Genomic DNA, 17,397 nt, shown 5'->3' with positions numbered 1-17,397 from the left:
TAAAAGGATTAATTATTGTGTTTCTATTTTCAACATCTTTAAAATTACAAAGATTTGGTAGAAAAGTTTTAATTCTTTCTGTTTTATCGTTTTTTGATTGCTCAGCTGTTGGCGATAGAGTGTTATTTTGTGATAGATTGAACTCTTAAAAGAATTTAATTTATTGCCTTGGAATTGTAAAATTTGAAAGTTAGTTTTTGAGTTAAGTAACATAAGGTAAATTCATGGCACATACAGCTGAAATGATTCTTCGTTTGCGTGAAGAAAAAAAAGAAATGCGAAACCGCGATTTTGCGGTTTCGATTGGTATATCTGAAGCGGAGCTTATTGCGGCTTATTGTACCATTGGAAAAGCAAAAAGGCTACAAACTGATGTTGCTACTCTCTTGGAAAATGCACCTCGACTTGGAACCGTCATGGTCTTAACTCGCAATGAATATGCTGTTCACGAAATAACGGGACGCTTTGAAAAAATTGTTCAAAACGAACATATTCCTATCACACTTGGTGAAATTGATTTGCGTATTTTTACAAAACAATGGAAGTTCGGTTTTGAATATGATGTCGTTATTCTTGGAAAACCTACAAAAAGTCTGCAATTCTTTGATCAACATGGCGTTGCTATTTTAAAGGTCTATTCTAAAGATATGACAAATATGGAAGAGTGGAATGAACTTGTTGAAAAGCTCCTTCTTGAAGATCAGTCTCCTGTTCTTAACATTCTTCCCGTTTCTCTCCCAGCCCAATGTGACATAACAGAATTGGATATTGAGAGTTTTCGGGATCGTTGGCGGAAAATGACAGATGTACACCAACTTCACAAAATTATTTCCGAATTTAAAATTAATCGACATCATGCTGTAAAATATGTTGGTAATGAATTTGCCGATGAATTACAGGTAAATGCTGTTGAAATAATGCTTAACCAAGTCGCACAACAAGAACTGCCAATCATGTGTTTTGTTGGGAATAAAGGGTGTATTCAAATTTTTAGTGGGACTGTAAAAAATATTAAGCAAATGGGACCTTGGCTTAATGTTCTTGATCCAAGATTTGACCTTCATTTACTCACGTCTGGGATTGCTAGAGTATGGCATGTTCGCAAACCTACCCGTGATGGTTATGTCAGTTCACTTGAAGTTTTCGATAAAGATGATGAGATGGTTATTCAATTTTTTGGCGTACGCAAGGAGGGTCAAAAAGAACGTGAAGATTGGCGTTCTTTATTGAATAGTTTGCCATCATGCCAAGAAAACAGCAGTAACTAAGATAAGATAAGGTTAGACATGTTCATATCTCTTTTACATAGGTTATCAAACCTTTTTCTTACGTGTTTACTGCTCTCTCTTACTTGTTTTTCTAAACAAGTAATTGCTGAACCTGCAACGCGTTTTCCTGAAAATGCTCGAATTGTTTCTATCGGCGGAGCACTTACAGAAATTGTCTATGCATTGGGAGCCCAAGATCAACTTGTCGCCCGTGATAGTACAAGCGTCTACCCACAAGAAGCGCTCAAGCTTCCTGTGCTTGGATATATGCGTGCTCTTTCACCTGAGGGGGTTTTATCACTTGCTCCAGAGGGTATATTGCTTGTTGAAGGAAGTGGTCCCGCTTCAACAATTGATATTCTCAAAAAAACATCAATACCTCTGGTGATCATACCAGAAGACTACTCCCGTGAAAATGTGATAGAAAAGATTCGCCTCGTTGGTCAAGCCATTCATCGGGAAGTGCAAGCCGCGGCGTTAATTGAGAAATTGAAGCGTAATTTTTTAGACAACGATGCGCGTTTGGCGAAAGTAACAACACCAAAGCGTGTTCTTTTTGTTTTCTCTGTGCAAAATGGACGCGTCATGGCATCTGGAACAGGTACTGCAGCTGATAGTATGATCAAACTTTCAGGCGCTATCAATGCTATCACCGATTATAAAGGATATAAACTTCTCAACGGCGAAGCATTATTGAAATCAGATCCTGATGTTATTTTGCTTGTAAAACATGGTGCAAGATCAACCAGCATTGATAAGATTTTAGCCATACCGGCAGTTCAAGCAACAACTGCAGCGAAAAATCATGCCATAAAACAGATGGATGCTATGTATTTTTTGGGATTTGGTCCACGTACTGCAGACGCATCAAGAGAGCTTATTGAGATACTTTATGGTGCACATCAAAACGGTAAGAGCTGATAAAAATGGTAGACGGTACATCCAAGATGCATTTACCTAAAGAAAAAGAAGGTAAAAAAATAAACCGTTCAAAGCAGGGAAAAATTTTATTATTAAGCTTAATAATATTCCTTATTTTCAGTATTTTTGGTGGGCTCTTGAATGGTGCAGCAAAGGTTTCTTCCGTTGATCTCCTCCATGTGATGCTTACACAAGATTTTTCGGTAAGTAGTAAAACGCGTGATTACCTCGTGCTCATCGACATAAGGCTTCCCCGTGTTATCTTGGGATTATTGATTGGAGCAGCTTTAGCTGTCTCCGGTGTTCTTATGCAAGGGCTTTTTCGTAATCCTCTTGCAGATCCCGGAATTGTAGGTGTATCAGCAGGTGCTGGACTTGGAGCAGTCTTAGCAATTGTTGTCGGCATTGCTTTTCCTGTTTCTTTTGCACCTTTTCTAGAGCCTTATAAAGTTATCATAGGTGCTTTTTTTGGTGGACTTTTATCAACGATTATTCTCTACATAATAGCAACGCATAACAGCTTTACCTCTATTGCAACCATGCTGCTTGCTGGTATTGCTCTTGGTGCATTAAGCAGTGCTGTTGTCGGAACATTGATTTTTGTCGCAAATGACCAACAACTGCGTGATATCACTTTTTGGAGTCTGGGCTCTCTTGCGGGCGCTACATGGTTGAAAGTATGGCTCGTTCTCCCTTTTATCGTTATTGGTCTTCTTTTCTCTCCCTTTTTATCACGAGCACTTAATGCCCTTGCTCTTGGAGAAGCTGTTGCTGTCCATATTGGTTTCCATATTCAACGCGTCAAAAATATTGCTATTCCCCTTGTTGCTCTTATGTGCGGTAGTGCTGTTGCTGTCAGTGGTGGTATTGGTTTTATTGGTATTATTGTTCCTCATATTTTACGTCAACTCATTGGTCCTGATCATCGCTATCTCATTCCTTGCTCTGCTCTCTTGGGAGCAGCATTACTTATTTTTGCTGATATGTTTGCACGCTTAATTGTTGCCCCCGCAGAATTGCCGATTGGGATTGTAACAGCACTTTTTGGTGCACCTTTCTTTCTATGGATCCTTATATGCAAACGAGGAACAGACTTTTCATGATTGAAGCGACAAATATTTGTGTTCAGCGCGGAAAGAAGCAGATTCTTAAACACATTAATCTTCAAGCTAAAAGTGGTGCTTTTACCATTATTATTGGTCCTAATGGATCAGGAAAAAGTACTTTTATCAAAGCTCTGAGTGGTGAAATTCCTTACAGTGGAAAAATAACCTTAAATGGTTATAATGTATGCCAAACAAAAACTCATGTAATGGCAAAAATGCGCGCTGTACTACCACAATCAACAACGCTCGTATTTCCATTCTTAGTCCATGAAGTTGTAGGGCTTGGCCTTTCTGTAAACCAATTTAGCATTGCCAAAGCCGAATTGCAAAATCTTATCCAGAAAGCTTTAGAGTGCGTTGACCTTTCTGATTATGGCAACCTGTATTATCACCAATTATCAGGCGGAGAACAAGCTAGAGTACAACTTGCCCGTGTACTTTGCCAAGTCTGGAAACCTGTTCATAATGGGATTCCTCGCTGGATGATATTAGATGAACCTATTGCTAGCCTCGATATTCAACATCAAATCATCGTTATGGATATTGCTAAACAATTTGCTTATTCTGGTGGCGGCGTTCTTGCTGTTCTTCATGACCTCAATCTCGCGGCACATTATGCAGATAACATGATCTTGCTCAAGGAAGGTGAGATTTATTGCGAAGGAAATGCAACTAATGTTTTGACAACACAAAATCTCCGCAATGTTTATCATTGTTCTTTAAACGTTTCTGAATTACCTAAAGAAGATATCCCTTTTATACTCCCTCAAACGACATCCTCCTATGAAATTAGATCTCTAAGCTATCGGCTTCAATCTAAAAACTAAAGTCCATAGCAAAATAAAACACGCAAATATTCAAGAATCTTTTTTATTTTTATATGAATTCCTTTTTGTCATCTATCATAAAAAAAGAAGACCAATTACCCTAAAGATATTTTTTGAAAAAAATACCAGTTTAAAATCTTTCAAGATTTTACGTAACTAAAAACATGTGAAGTTTTGTTTTGTTATCAAATTTTTAGATAATACGAATTTATACAACATAAATATGCGTTTTCCCACTCTTTCTATTACTTTTATCTTTATAAAAATGATTCAAGAAATACATACAAATGCCTTTGTTATAATAACGGCTGTATTATTTATATCTTCTAAGGACTATATAGAAATCAAGTACCTTTCTCCCCTCCATAAAAGATTTATTTGTAGCTTTAATGGTAATGTTTTCTTTATAATACATATAATTTAGCTTTTTTTATAAATAAATATTAATTTATACTAATATTTTTTACTTTTCTCTCTCTATTAAAAAATTGTTTATTGGCATATCATAAAGAATTAACCTATTGAATAAAAACTTTAAAATAAACTCAATAACGCTTCTTGTAAGCCCCCTAATGCAAAAACAATACGGAATATAGGGATGAGGAGAGAGTATAGAAATAGCGTTTGTCTGCTGCTTCACAAGCATAACGATGATTCCACTCAAAGAGGTACTATCATTTACAGATAAAGCCTCCACCATGGCAATGCAAAGAAATGAAATCGACAACAAGGTGAGAGATATCTTTATAAGATGAATTAACTCATACGGAGGTATGCTGTTTTTGCACAAAAAAACGTTAAAATATTGTACTTTATTTATGCCTCAGGTTGAATAATTTTATCACCTTACCCCCTATCAAAACACCTTATGAAAAAATGTATCTCTAGATCACTTCACGGTACAGTTTAAATGATTTTTACATATTTTCCCTATGTTATCATATAATTATAAAATAAATTATATCCTTAACTCTTTCTTTCAATCATTTTTAAATTGTTTTTTGACTCTCTCAAGTATCCTATTAACAATATAGATTTCCTTTTCATATGCATAAAAAATAACGCGGAATTGCTCCGCGTTAACAAAATTATCAAGGTGTATAGATTATTATTATTACTTAAACATACTCATGATTTTATAGCATAGACAACGGTTGTATTAACAGGGCGCGTTTCTGCCTCACCCGTATGGGAAAGAGTTACCTTGTGTGTATGTGCACCAGCAGAAGCTGTTCTCCCTTTCAGGGTCGCATTATAAGTATAATGATTCGGGAGTCTCCCAATATCACCAACGGGCCATCCTACCCCTTGATACTCAAAATTATGCGCATGCTCGCCTGCGTTTTCAATACTCCCAATATGCGTATGTGATTTTATGCTATCTCGTTGTTCATCTGCAAACTTTCTACCACCATCTAAACCCCGACCATTATCAAAGCCGCGTAAAAACATGCCTCTAAAATCAGGAACTTTAAAAGTTTTATTGCTGTCTTTTCCCCATTTATCACCTATTGCCTCGAATAACTGCGGATAATCTTCACGCTTATAGGCCTTACCATCACATAAAAGCCAACCATTTGGCACATTTTGCATAGCAAATGTTGCAATGAATCCAGAGGGGAAACTTTCTATCTTTGGTGGTGTAGGGTTTAATAAATACCAACCCTCATGCTCTTTTATTAAAACACCATTATTGTATACCATTTCATAAATGCCATCTGTTTGAAATTCTCCACCTTCTAATGGTATAACCCCCGCATCAGTGGCTTTATAGATAAGCTTTTCTCCTATATTATTAACAGTTATTGTTGTCACGCCAATATTTACACCACAAGCTTTAAAACGTATGACGATATCATTGTTGTATTTCTTTATAGGCGAAACTGTCTTTAAGGTAATTAATGTTGTTTTATCTTCCAAATTTACTATAAAGCTTGAATTAATAGATCCACCATTATCTGCAAGATATTCGCGCACGCGCTGCATCATCGCCCGTGCACTATCATTAACAGAACTAGGCGGCTGTCCTTCTGCCCAATTAATGATACTATCTGAATAAGCATTTTCATCAGCCTTTAGAGACCAATCATAGATATTAGACATTTTAAATCCCCCATTATTTTCATAGTTTTTCTAACAACTTCTCGTTCTGTGCACTAAAATGTGCTGCCGCTGTTGATTGGTACATCATAACCACTGCACCATCCTTATTTACGCATTTTATCTCTCTTCACTCCTTCCAATTTTATAACCTAAATTCACCAGACGCTTTTCATAACATTAGTATTAATGCTTTCTCTTCTAATGTATAATGTAACCACCTCATCTGATGTTACTTAATATCTTGTTTTGTTGCTTTGCTGTTGTTATATAATTATTTTTTAAATCTTGCATCTTGTTGCAAAATTTATAAATACTATTCAAATTTTTCCTTATTATGGATTTCATATAACCATTACTGAATGTAATAACTTATCATCCACATAGAAAGTTTCTGACTTAAACATTATCTTTTTTTATTTTTTTCAATAGTTTAAATCTATCTCGTCGATATTTTATACCATATATTTTAAACAAAGAAATTCTATCTTTTGGCTATCATTTGTATTAAAACTTTAAAAATTAGCTTCAATTTTTTTGCATGCTTCATTATGTTTTTATTCACATGCAGATACTTTGTTCTATTTTATTCAATTGATTTCTGAAATTGTGTCACAAGATTAGCACCAATGTTTTTTTTGAATAAGCTTTTGTTCAATCTAAATGTATCACAGAGAATATATTCAATATGGACATTTGCTCCACACTTTCATTAAACTGGAAATAAAATACTTTGAAATATTAAATATCACACACCTTCACAAAATTTGAAGGTTGTATCCGATCCGGCAAAAATTAAAAAGCATAACCCAGCCCCTCCCCCAATTTTTATGAACAATATCCTTGTTTATTAAACGCCCCATAACCAACTTTTCCCCTCCCACACTTAGCACATCTCCCTCTATATATTATTATATGTATATTTTTTTTGCAAGAACAATAAATCATTCTAAACAACATCTTGCAATTATTGGTGTTCTTCTTAATTCAAGACAATATTATTTTTAATAATAAAGATTAGGTATTGTTTCCCGCTTTTGTTTATCGCATTCTTAATGGGAACATCCCCCTCATGAAGAATAGAATGCCCCAAACAAAATATAATGATATTGCATATTACGCACTTTTTAAGAAATATTGCTCAAAATATACTCCTTTCATTTTACGACAGCGCACGTCAATGATACAATAGCAAGCCATTATAGATCATCAGCTTCAAGCTTTTGAAGATACAAGAGGAACCCATCATACATTTTGTTGGCCCCCACGTTTTGACAGCCTCACTCTTAGAATGTTCATTAAATGACATTTGGCTTCCTTTCTTCAAGTGCTTTGCCCCATACGCTCCCACTTATGACGTGCAAGGAAGTGTTTTTATACGAAAAGATATATGATGAGAGGATCTTATGGTATTCTGAGTTATTATTTTAATATGAAAAAAATCTCAATCAGAGCCATAAACTATCTACTTTTCCCTGATAATCCGTTTTTAACTTTATTCTGGTTTATAAAAGCTTCAATATCATAGTTTATCACTTCATAATATCTATTTTCACTCTTAAAAACACACCAAAATCGTTTAAAATATATTTTTATGATTGACAATATAGATATTTAAGCCAACCATATTCGTATTAACAAAAATACTTCAAGTGGGAGGAGGCATGCAAATATTAGAATAGATATTGTATCAGTTTTTCAAAATAACTTTTCTTGAGCTGTATTGGGTTTTCTTTGCTACAAAGCAATACTATCTCTATTCATCTGAATGCTCGTGATTGATAATTTGAATACACCTCCATTAACATCGTAACTCCATTAACATCGCAACCTATTTTTGAACTCCGTGTCTATAAGGAAAAAGTTTGTGCAGAAAAATACTCCATCAATCAGTTGTAGCCCCTTTCCCGCTTCACGCAAAATTTATCAACAGAGCCTTCTCTTTTCTGATGTGCGCGTACCATTGCGTGAAATTTCACTGGCTGATGGCAGTGGTGAAAAACCTTTAAACGTCTACGATACTTCTGGCCCCTACACAGATAAAGATATGATCATTGATATTACAAAAGGCCTGCCAGCAATTAGCTTGCCTTGGCTCTCTAAGCGGGATGATACTGAAACTTATCCTGCACGATTAGTTAAACCTGAAGATAATGGATTGACTTCTGATAAAAACCTTACTCCAGCCTTTAAGCAAAAACGTTCTATTTTACGAGCAAAAAATGGCAAAGCAATTACACAAATGGCTTACGCACGCGCAGGCATTATTACCGAAGAAATGGAATATGTGGCTATACGAGAAAATGAAGGATTAGTAGTAAAAGAACGGCAGAATGTACCATCAAATGAAACATTTGCTGGATCAATACCAGAAATTTATACTGCGGAATTTGTGCGCAATGAAATTGCTTGTGGACGCGCCATTATTCCACAAAACATTAATCATCCAGAGTGCGAACCCATGATTATTGGGCGTAATTTTCGTGTTAAAATTAATGCTAATATTGGCAATTCAGCAGTAACTTCATCTATGGAAGAAGAAGTTGATAAAATGGTTTGGGCCATTCGCTGGGGAGCAGATACAGTTATGGATCTTTCTACAGGTCGAAATATTCACAATATTCGTGAATGGATTATTCGAAATTCTCCTGTGCCCATCGGGACTGTTCCTCTGTATCAAGCACTCGAAAAAGTACAGGGTATTGCCGAAAACTTAACATGGGATATTTTCCGTGATACCCTTATTGAGCAAGCAGAGCAAGGTGTTGATTATTTTACCATTCACGCAGGATTAAGATTACCATTTATTCCTATGACCATTGATCGTGTAACAGGTATTGTTTCACGAGGCGGTTCTATTATGGCAAAATGGTGTCTCCATCATCACAAAGAAAGCTTTCTCTATGAACATTTTGATGAAATTTGTGATATTGCAAAAACATATGATATCTCTCTTTCATTAGGAGATGGGTTACGCCCTGGCTCTATTGCCGATGCCAATGATGAAGCCCAATTTGCAGAGCTTAAAACCTTGGGAGAATTGACAAAAATTGCTTGGAAAAAAGATGTACAGGTTATGATTGAAGGCCCTGGGCATGTCCCAATGCACAAAATTAAAGAAAATATGGAGCAACAATTAGATCTTTGTCATGAGGCGCCTTTTTATACTTTGGGACCTCTTACAACAGACATTGCTCCTGGTTATGACCATATTACATCAGCAATTGGTGCCGCTATGATTGGATGGTTTGGAACTGCTATGTTGTGTTATGTAACACCTAAAGAACACCTAGGACTGCCCGATAGGAATGACGTAAAAACTGGTGTGATTACTTATAAAATTGCTGCTCATGCCGCAGACCTTGCCAAAGGTTTGCCTAGAGCACAATTGCGCGATAATGCTCTTTCGCGTGCACGATTTGATTTTAGATGGCATGATCAATTTAACCTTTCTCTTGATCCAGAAACAGCCTGTGCCTTTCATGATGAGACAATGCCTAAAGAAGCCCATAAATTGGTGCATTTTTGTTCCATGTGTGGACCAAAGTTCTGTTCTATGCGTATTTCCCATGATATTCGTGAGGCAGCCGCAATAAGAAAAACAAAAGGGGAAGGTATGATCGCCATGGCCGAAAAATATCAGAAAAATGGTGACCTTTATATGGAAATTGTTCCTCCTCAAAAAAAGAAAGTAAATAGTTGAAGAACATTCTTATCAAAGGTGCAGGTGTAGGCGGCTTAACAGTTGCCTTTATGTTACAGCAAAAAGGTGCTTCTGTTACTGTATCGGCCCCCCCTCATTCACCTATAGGAAGTGCTAGTTGGTATGCAGGAGGAATGCTTGCACCTTACTGTGAAAGGGAAAGTGCAGAACAAATTGTTGAAGATCTTGGTGTACAAGCTATACAATGGTGGCGTAAAACGCTCCCAAACCTTGTCATACAAAAAGGCACTTTAGTGGTTGCACCTACACGAGATAGAGGAGAGCTTGAACGATTTTCTGTGCGTACGCATAATCACAAAACCGTAGATAATACAGAAATAGCTCATCTTGAACCAGATCTTGCGGAACGTTTTAACTGTGCACTCTTTTATGAAAATGAAGCCCATATTGATCCTCGCAAAGCACTTATGACTTTAAAAGAAAAGCTTCTCAACAATGGAGCCTGTTTTGTTGATGTAGAAATAGCTGAAAAAAATTTTGATATTGTTATTGATGCGACAGGAATAGCACGTTTAGGAAAAGATAAAAATATACGGGGCGTACGCGGCGAAATGCTTCTCGTGCGCTGCACCGATATTAAAATTTCGCGTCCAATTCGTCTTCTTCACCCACGGTTTCCTCTCTACATTGTACCTCGACAAGATAATATTTTTATGATTGGTGCAACGATGATTGAAAGTGACTTTGATGGTGCAATCTCTGTAAGATCAATGATGGAACTGCTCAACGCGGCTTATACTTTACATCCTGCTTTTGCTGAAGCAGAAATTATTGAATCTGGCGTTGGTGTTCGTCCATGTTATCCTAATAACTTCCCTTCTGTGCATAAAGATGGTAACTTTATTTCTATTAATGGATTTTATAGACATGGTTTTCTGTTGTCTCCAGAAATGGCAAAACGAGCAATGGAATTGGCATTGGAATAAAACATGCAAATATTTGTTAATGGTGAAACAGTCCAAACAGAAGTTATGACTCTCGGTCTCTTGCTTGAAGAATTGGAGTATGAAGGAAATTGGCTTGCAACTGCTGTTAACGCTGAAGTTGTTCCCATAGATGCACGAAGCCAATTTGTCTTGCATGAAGGAGATAAAATTGAAATTTTAAGCCCAATGCAAGGAGGCTAAAATTATGCTGAATCTTTATGGACGACAATTCTCTTCCCGTCTTCTATTAGGTACAGCGCAATATCCTTCACCAGCAATCCTTCGTGATGCTATTCATAAATCGAATACGGAAATTGTAACTGTTTCCTTGCGCCGTGAAACTGCAGGTGGAAAACAAGGTGGACAATTTTGGAAATTTCTTCAAGAACTTGGGGTAACAGTGCTTCCTAATACTGCTGGTTGTTATACTGTTAAAGAGGCCGTAACCACAGCCCAATTAGCAAGAGATCTTTTTAAAACAGCTTGGATTAAACTCGAAATTATCGGTAATTCAGACACCTTACAGCCAAATATTTTTTCCTTAATCGAAGCAGCTCAAATTTTAAACAATGAAGGTTTCAAAATTTTTGCCTATACAACGGATGATCTCATTGTTGCTGAAAAACTTTTTGACATTGGTTGCCGTGTTATTATGCCTTGGTGTGCTCCTATTGGTTCTGCCAAAGGACCTCATAATACTGATGGATTGCGTTCTATCCGTGCTTATCTTCCTGATGCTACTCTTGTTATTGATGCCGGCATTGGACGCCCATCACATGCCGCTATTGCGATGGAACTCGGTTATGATGCAGTACTGCTTAATACCGCAGTTGCTAAAGCAGGTGATCCTGTCTTAATGGCTGAAGCATTTTCTAAAGCTGTTCAAGCAGGACGTATGGGATATAAAGCTGGCATGATCGAAGCACGCAGTGTAGCAGTCCCTTCAACGCCAATCATTGGAAAAGCAGTATTTTCATGAAACTGGATCCATTTTACCTCATCGTTGATAACGCTGATTGGATTGAACGTTTGCTTCCTCTTGGTATCAAGCTCGTACAATTGCGTATGAAACATGAAAATCAACAACTAATCCGTCAACATATCAAGCGTGCAAAAAACATATGCAATAAATTGGGAGCACAATTAATTATTAATGATCATTGGGAAATAGCAATTGATGAAAAGTGCAATTTTATTCATCTGGGACAAGAAGACCTGAGCAATGCTGATCTTCACGCAATTCGTAAAAGTGATATAAAAGTTGGTCTTAGTACACATGATGAACATGAATTGGATACCGCACTCTCTGCTAATCCTGAGTATATTGCACTTGGTCCTATTTATCCGACAATCTTAAAAAAAATGAAATGGATGCCGCAAGGACTAGAGAAAATCAAACAATGGAGAAAGCGGATTGGTGCTTTACCTTTGGTGGGTATTGGTGGTTTAACACCAGAACGCGCAGTTGGTGTTTTAAAAGCAGGAGCAAATAGTGCTGCTGTTGTGACTGATATTATCCTCCATAAAAAACCTGAAGAGCGTGTACAACAGTGGATAAAAGTGACACAAACATGGCGTTGATACCTTCCATTCTTATTGTTGCGGGCACTGATCCAACAGGAGGTGCTGGTATTGTTCGTGATATAGAAACCTCTGCGCATTTTCAAATAAAAGCAAATTTAGCAATTACTTGTGTTAACGTACAAGATGATAATCGCGTTGTCGAAATCATTCCAATGCGTGGAGACCTCGTCGCTGCGCAAATGCGTGCTGCCCTAGAAGCAAATCCAATAAGCGCAATAAAAATCGGTATGACGGGGACAAAAGCAATTATAGCAGCAATCTGTAACGTACTCAAAGACTATCCCCATGTTCCAGTTATTTGGGACCCTGTACTTGTCGCTTCATCAGGAGGAAAACTAATAACGGAAACAATCATCGACACGATGATCGATAAACTGCTTCCTCATGTTGATCTTTTAACACCGAATAGAGAAGAACTCGCTCTTCTTAGCCAAAGTCCATTGGCATCTCATGATAAGCAAGCAATACAACAAGCAAAAAAACTTTTGTCATTGGGAGCTCGCTCTATTTTAGTAAAAGGGGGACATGCAGAGGGGCCTCTTGCAATTGATAGCTTCATTGACAAAACTGAAGTCATAAATATCTCTACTCCACGTTTAAAAGGAACAATGCGAGGAACAGGTTGCATTCTCTCAAGCGCTATTGCAGCGCATTTAGCATTAAATGAACCTCTCATTTCAGCGGTAAAAAAAGCAAAAGAATATATCCACACATTGCTTTTAACCCATTGTAAAAATAGTTTATAACGTCTTAGTATTTTCTCATATAAAAGTAATATTTATATATTTCATATTATTATATTTTTTTAATAACTTTTATTAAAAATATTAAATATAATAATAAAAATTTATACTTTATTTTATAAATAAAATACTACAAAAGTAACTTTCATTAAGTATTAAATATATAATATAATGATAACAAATATTATCACACCACTTGCATTCAGTAAAAAAATCTTTTATTATGAATGCGTTTAGTCTGTTTAAAAAGTTGAAATAGCGCAATTTAAACAAATTGTACATTTAAAGATGTATATAATCGCGAACATTCGCATTTTACGATTTGCCTTTTTTGTGAAAAGAGAGAATCCTATCAGCGTTCTTATACATTAATGGCTAGCGAATACATTTAATAAAACTTGAAGGATAATTTTGTTTGATCTATAATCGCTAGATCATTAGAAAAAGTAAAATGTTAAATCAAACGCCGTGCTCAATTTCCTATGAAGAACTCTTAAACTTTTATAAAGAAAGTGGTGCGGATGCCGTTCTGACGGATTTCCCTATTGATCGTTTTAAGCAGTCTGCTTGTTCAGAGAGAAAATTAATATCTGTCGTGAACATTTCTCATAATCAACAAGCATCTCCCAAAACATCTCCAACCGTAAAATTAGATCATCATCAGCTGCATAACTCTAGGACTATACAAAATGAATCCACAGCTATAGAGAGTGCAAAAAGTGCAAAGACACTTGATGAATTAAAATCTGCTCTCCTTGCATTTAATGGCTGTTCATTAAAATTGACAGCAAAAAATACCTGTTTTTCAGATGGAACAGCAGGAAGCCCCCTGATGCTTATAGGCGAAGCACCAGGACGAGACGAGGATATACAAGGAATTCCTTTTGTGGGAAAAGCTGGGATGTTGCTTAATAAAATCCTCGCATCAATTGGCTTAACAAGAAATAATGTTTACATTGCCAACACTATTCCTTGGCGTCCGCCAGGAAATCGTACACCAACACCAAGAGAAGTTGCCTTGTGCCGCCCTTTTATTGAACGGCACATTTATTTAGCGCGTCCTCGTGTTCTTATAGCACTAGGAGGCGTTGCTGCACAGTTTCTTACTGGATCTCAAAATGGGATTATCCGAACAAGAGGGAAATGGCATATCTATGAAAGCAAGGATAATATAAAAATACCTGTTATGCCAACTTTCCACCCAGCTTACCTTCTTAGAACCCCTAGTCAAAAGAAGCTTACATGGATAGACTTCTTAGAAGTAAAAAATCGCCTCGACAGCCTTTTGTAATTCTTTAATCCTATATTGCTTCTAAAATTAACACACCCTTCTTTAACTCTTAAAATACAAATGGGAAAAAACTATGAAACAGCCAATAACATCTATTTATCGTTTGGAAGACTACCAACCAACCCCTTACGTTATCCCTAAAACACAACTTTCTTTCCAATTAGCACCGACAAAAACCTATGTTACAGCCATATTGTCTATTGAATCCCGTCACGATACAAAAGAATTAACACCTCTTGTTCTTTCTGGTGATGATCTTACTTTAATTTCCGTTTCTATTAATGATGAGATATTAGCCCCAAACACTTATAAAGTGACTCCTTCACGTTTAGAAATTACAACGCCACCAACGGCTCCTTTTACATTGAAATTGGTTACAGAACTGAATCCTGAAAGCAACCGCCAACTTATGGGGCTTTACCTTTCAAATGGTGTTTATTGCTCACAATGCGAATCGGAAGGTTTTCGTCGTATTACTTATTTTTACGACCGCCCAGATGTTCTTTCTACCTATAGAGTGAAAATTGAAGCAGATACCCAAACAATCCCAATCTTGCTTTCAAATGGTAATCTGGTGGAAACAGGAACTTTAGAAAATAATCGCCATTTTGCCATTTGGGAAGATCCTTATCCCAAACCATCTTATCTCTTTGCTTTAGTAGGTGGAGATCTTGATAAGTTAGAAGACCATTTTACAACTGTATCTGGACGACGTATCGAGCTTGGTATCTATGTAGAAAAAGGAAAAACCGAACGCGCAACCTATGCAATGGATGCTCTTAAACGTTCCATGCGTTGGGATGAACAATGTTTTGGGCGCGAATATGATCTTGATGTTTTCAATATTGTTGCTGTTTCCGACTTTAATATGGGAGCAATGGAAAACAAAGGCCTTAACGTTTTTAATGATAAATATGTTCTTGTCGATCCTGAAACAGCAACCGATCAGGATTATAGAAATGTTGAACGTGTCATTGCACATGAATATTTCCATAATTGGAGCGGTAATCGTGTTACCTGTCGCGATTGGTTTCAACTCTGTTTAAAAGAAGGATTCACTGTTTATCGTGATCAGGAATTTTCATCAGATCAAAATGTACGCAGCCTACAGCGAATTGAAAATGTAAAAGCATTAAAAGCAACGCAATTTGCAGAAGATGCAGGACCTCTTGCGCATCCTGTGCGTCCTCGTCAATATAGCCAAATTAATAATTTTTACACAACAACTGTTTATGAAAAAGGTGCTGAAGTTGTTCGCATGATACGGACTATTTTAGGTCCTACTCTTTTTCGTAAAGGCACTGATCTTTATTTTCAACGTCATGATGGACAAGCTTGTACAATTGAAGATTTTATTACCTGTTTTGCTGAAGTGTCTGGTCAAGACTTCTCCCAATTCATGCTATGGTATGAACAGGCAGGAACACCCAATGTAGAAATCGATAGTCATTATAGCGATGGTGTTTTAACAATTCATGCAAAGCAACATATTCCCGTTACCCCACAACAAAAAACAAAAAAGCCCATGTTTATCCCTATCGCTTTTGGACTCCTAGGACCTAATGGAGAAAACCTCACCTATGAAGCAGATACAGATATTCAATCAGATGTTATGCTTTTATCCAAGGAAAGCCAAACCTTTACATTAAAGGGACTGCGTGAAAAACCCGTTTTATCACTGCTGCGAGACTTTTCAGCACCAATCATTCTACACACTCCATTCAATGAAAGAGAACTTATTTTTCTTGCACAACATGATGACAATCACATCAATCGCTGGCAATCTCTTAATCATTTAATGACGCAAGCTTTGATTCAAAGCATTCAAGATAAAACACAAGAAAAAGCAACACTTCCTTCTGCTTTGCTAAAGCTGATTGAAACGATTATAACAGATGAAACCTTAGAGCCTGAATTTCGTGCCTTCTGTTTAAATTTACCTAGTGAAGTTGAGCTTGCTCATACAATCGGTAAAAATATTGACCCAGATCGTATTCATTATGTCCGCAATCAGTTTTTAGTTTCACTTGCACAAACTCATCAAGAGCTCTTAACAAAATTCTATGGACAAATGCAAACCCAAGAGCCCTATTCACCAAACACTGCACAAGCTGGAAAGCGAGCATTAAAGAATATCATACTGGATTACCTTTCCATTGCTGAAGCCAATCCAAATCGAGCTGCTATACAGTATGCAACAGCTGATAATATGACTGACCGTATGGCGAGTATCGCTGTTCTCGTGAAGCGTTTTAATGAAAGTGAGCAGGCACAAAATGCCTTAAATGATTTTGAAAACAGCTATCAGAATGACCCTTTGGTCATGGATAAATGGTTTTCTATTCAAGCAATGGTTGCTGGCACATCAACACTCGAGAATGTTCAAAAGCTCATGCAACATCCGCTGTTTTCACAAGATAATCCTAATCGTGTACGTTCTCTAATCGGTGTTTTTGCCTCTAACAATCTCACGGGCTTTAACAGGATGGATGGAGCATCTTATCATTTTCTTTGCCAAGTTATTTTGGAAATTGACAAAAAAAATCCACAGCTTGCTTCACGATTATTAACAATGATGCGCTCTTGGCGACAATTAGAACCTATTCGACAACAAAAACTTGAAACTGAATTAAAAATGATTGCTGCTGCGCCAAAATTATCAAGCGATGTTGCTGATATCATCAACCGTCTGCTTACTTGAAACAAAAAATTATTTTAAATCAATATGCTATAATATTTTTTAAAATAAATTCTATAAACTATTCGATCATCATTAAATCTATAAACAGGCAATCTAAGCCTGTTTATAGATCACGTTTAAAGTACTTTTTTCTTTTCATATTCCAAAATCATAAAAGTAAAATTATTTTTTTTTAAAAAAAGACTGGACAGAAGACTCCTGTTTTG

The 17,397-nt window shown here is 36.6% G+C and carries 13 protein-coding genes; 12 read left to right on the top strand and 1 reads right to left on the bottom strand.

Translation table 11 applies throughout. From position 1 onward, the window contains the following. The first annotated feature begins 224 nt into the window (after positions 1–224). The 4 genes from ACFIMC_RS01935 to ACFIMC_RS01920 are packed head-to-tail and all read left to right on the top strand — an operon-like array spanning position 225 to position 4,122. Positions 225–1,268: a hemin-degrading factor gene (locus tag ACFIMC_RS01935; protein WP_375638087.1), complete on the top strand. Its 1,044-nt coding sequence runs from the start codon at positions 225–227 to the stop codon at positions 1,266–1,268. 18 nt (positions 1,269–1,286) lie between these two features. Beyond that, complete coding sequence (locus ACFIMC_RS01930; RefSeq protein ID WP_375649502.1) at positions 1,287–2,189, top strand: hemin ABC transporter substrate-binding protein; 903 nt, start codon at positions 1,287–1,289, stop codon at positions 2,187–2,189. 5 nt (positions 2,190–2,194) lie between these two features. Further along, positions 2,195–3,292, top strand: a complete 1,098-nt coding sequence (locus tag ACFIMC_RS01925) for a FecCD family ABC transporter permease (protein WP_375671828.1) — start codon at positions 2,195–2,197, stop codon at positions 3,290–3,292. After that, positions 3,289–4,122 (top strand): heme ABC transporter ATP-binding protein, encoded by an 834-nt coding sequence (locus tag ACFIMC_RS01920; protein ID WP_375612959.1) that lies wholly within the window; start codon positions 3,289–3,291, stop codon positions 4,120–4,122. Before ACFIMC_RS01925 ends, ACFIMC_RS01920 begins: the two co-directional genes overlap by 4 nt. A 1,128-nt stretch (positions 4,123–5,250) precedes the next feature. On the opposite strand, the gene ACFIMC_RS01915 is transcribed toward ACFIMC_RS01920, so the two are convergent. After that, complete coding sequence (locus tag ACFIMC_RS01915) at positions 5,251–6,225, bottom strand: tail fiber protein (RefSeq protein WP_375671829.1); 975 nt, start codon at positions 6,223–6,225, stop codon at positions 5,251–5,253. 1,864 nt (positions 6,226–8,089) lie between these two features. Here ACFIMC_RS01915 and thiC point away from each other — a divergent pair. The 8 genes from thiC (at position 8,090) to pepN (ending at position 17,191) form a co-directional block, all read left to right on the top strand. Beyond that, entirely contained in the window at positions 8,090–9,925 is a 1,836-nt protein-coding gene (gene thiC / locus ACFIMC_RS01910) for a phosphomethylpyrimidine synthase ThiC (protein ID WP_375668210.1), read from the top strand. Next, the gene (locus ACFIMC_RS01905; protein WP_375671830.1) at positions 9,922–10,872 is read left to right on the top strand and encodes an FAD-dependent oxidoreductase; all 951 of its coding nucleotides are present in this window, start codon (positions 9,922–9,924) and stop codon (positions 10,870–10,872) included. The genes thiC and ACFIMC_RS01905 overlap by 4 nt, the downstream gene beginning before the upstream one ends. Positions 10,873–10,875: 3 nt before the next feature. Then, the gene (gene thiS, locus ACFIMC_RS01900; RefSeq protein ID WP_375671831.1) at positions 10,876–11,073 is read left to right on the top strand and encodes a sulfur carrier protein ThiS; all 198 of its coding nucleotides are present in this window, start codon (positions 10,876–10,878) and stop codon (positions 11,071–11,073) included. Positions 11,074–11,077: 4 nt separating this feature from the next. Beyond that, the gene (locus ACFIMC_RS01895; protein WP_273791116.1) at positions 11,078–11,851 is read left to right on the top strand and encodes a thiazole synthase; all 774 of its coding nucleotides are present in this window, start codon (positions 11,078–11,080) and stop codon (positions 11,849–11,851) included. Further along, positions 11,848–12,453: a thiamine phosphate synthase gene (locus ACFIMC_RS01890; RefSeq protein WP_375659684.1), complete on the top strand. Its 606-nt coding sequence runs from the start codon at positions 11,848–11,850 to the stop codon at positions 12,451–12,453. Before ACFIMC_RS01895 ends, ACFIMC_RS01890 begins: the two co-directional genes overlap by 4 nt. After that, complete coding sequence (locus tag ACFIMC_RS01885) at positions 12,444–13,202, top strand: hydroxymethylpyrimidine/phosphomethylpyrimidine kinase (RefSeq protein ID WP_375671850.1); 759 nt, start codon at positions 12,444–12,446, stop codon at positions 13,200–13,202. The genes ACFIMC_RS01890 and ACFIMC_RS01885 overlap by 10 nt, the downstream gene beginning before the upstream one ends. Positions 13,203–13,650: 448 nt before the next feature. Then, the gene (locus tag ACFIMC_RS01880; RefSeq protein ID WP_375671832.1) at positions 13,651–14,490 is read left to right on the top strand and encodes a uracil-DNA glycosylase family protein; all 840 of its coding nucleotides are present in this window, start codon (positions 13,651–13,653) and stop codon (positions 14,488–14,490) included. Between the two features lie 73 nt (positions 14,491–14,563). After that, positions 14,564–17,191, top strand: a complete 2,628-nt coding sequence (gene pepN, locus ACFIMC_RS01875) for an aminopeptidase N (RefSeq protein ID WP_375680707.1) — start codon at positions 14,564–14,566, stop codon at positions 17,189–17,191. The last annotated feature ends 206 nt before the right edge of the window (positions 17,192–17,397 follow it).

The sequence above is a fragment of the Bartonella sp. AP21QHHD genome (genome assembly GCF_042196205.1).
Taxonomy (GTDB): domain Bacteria; phylum Pseudomonadota; class Alphaproteobacteria; order Rhizobiales; family Rhizobiaceae; genus Bartonella.
This window is presented reverse-complemented; position numbering and strand designations above follow the sequence as displayed.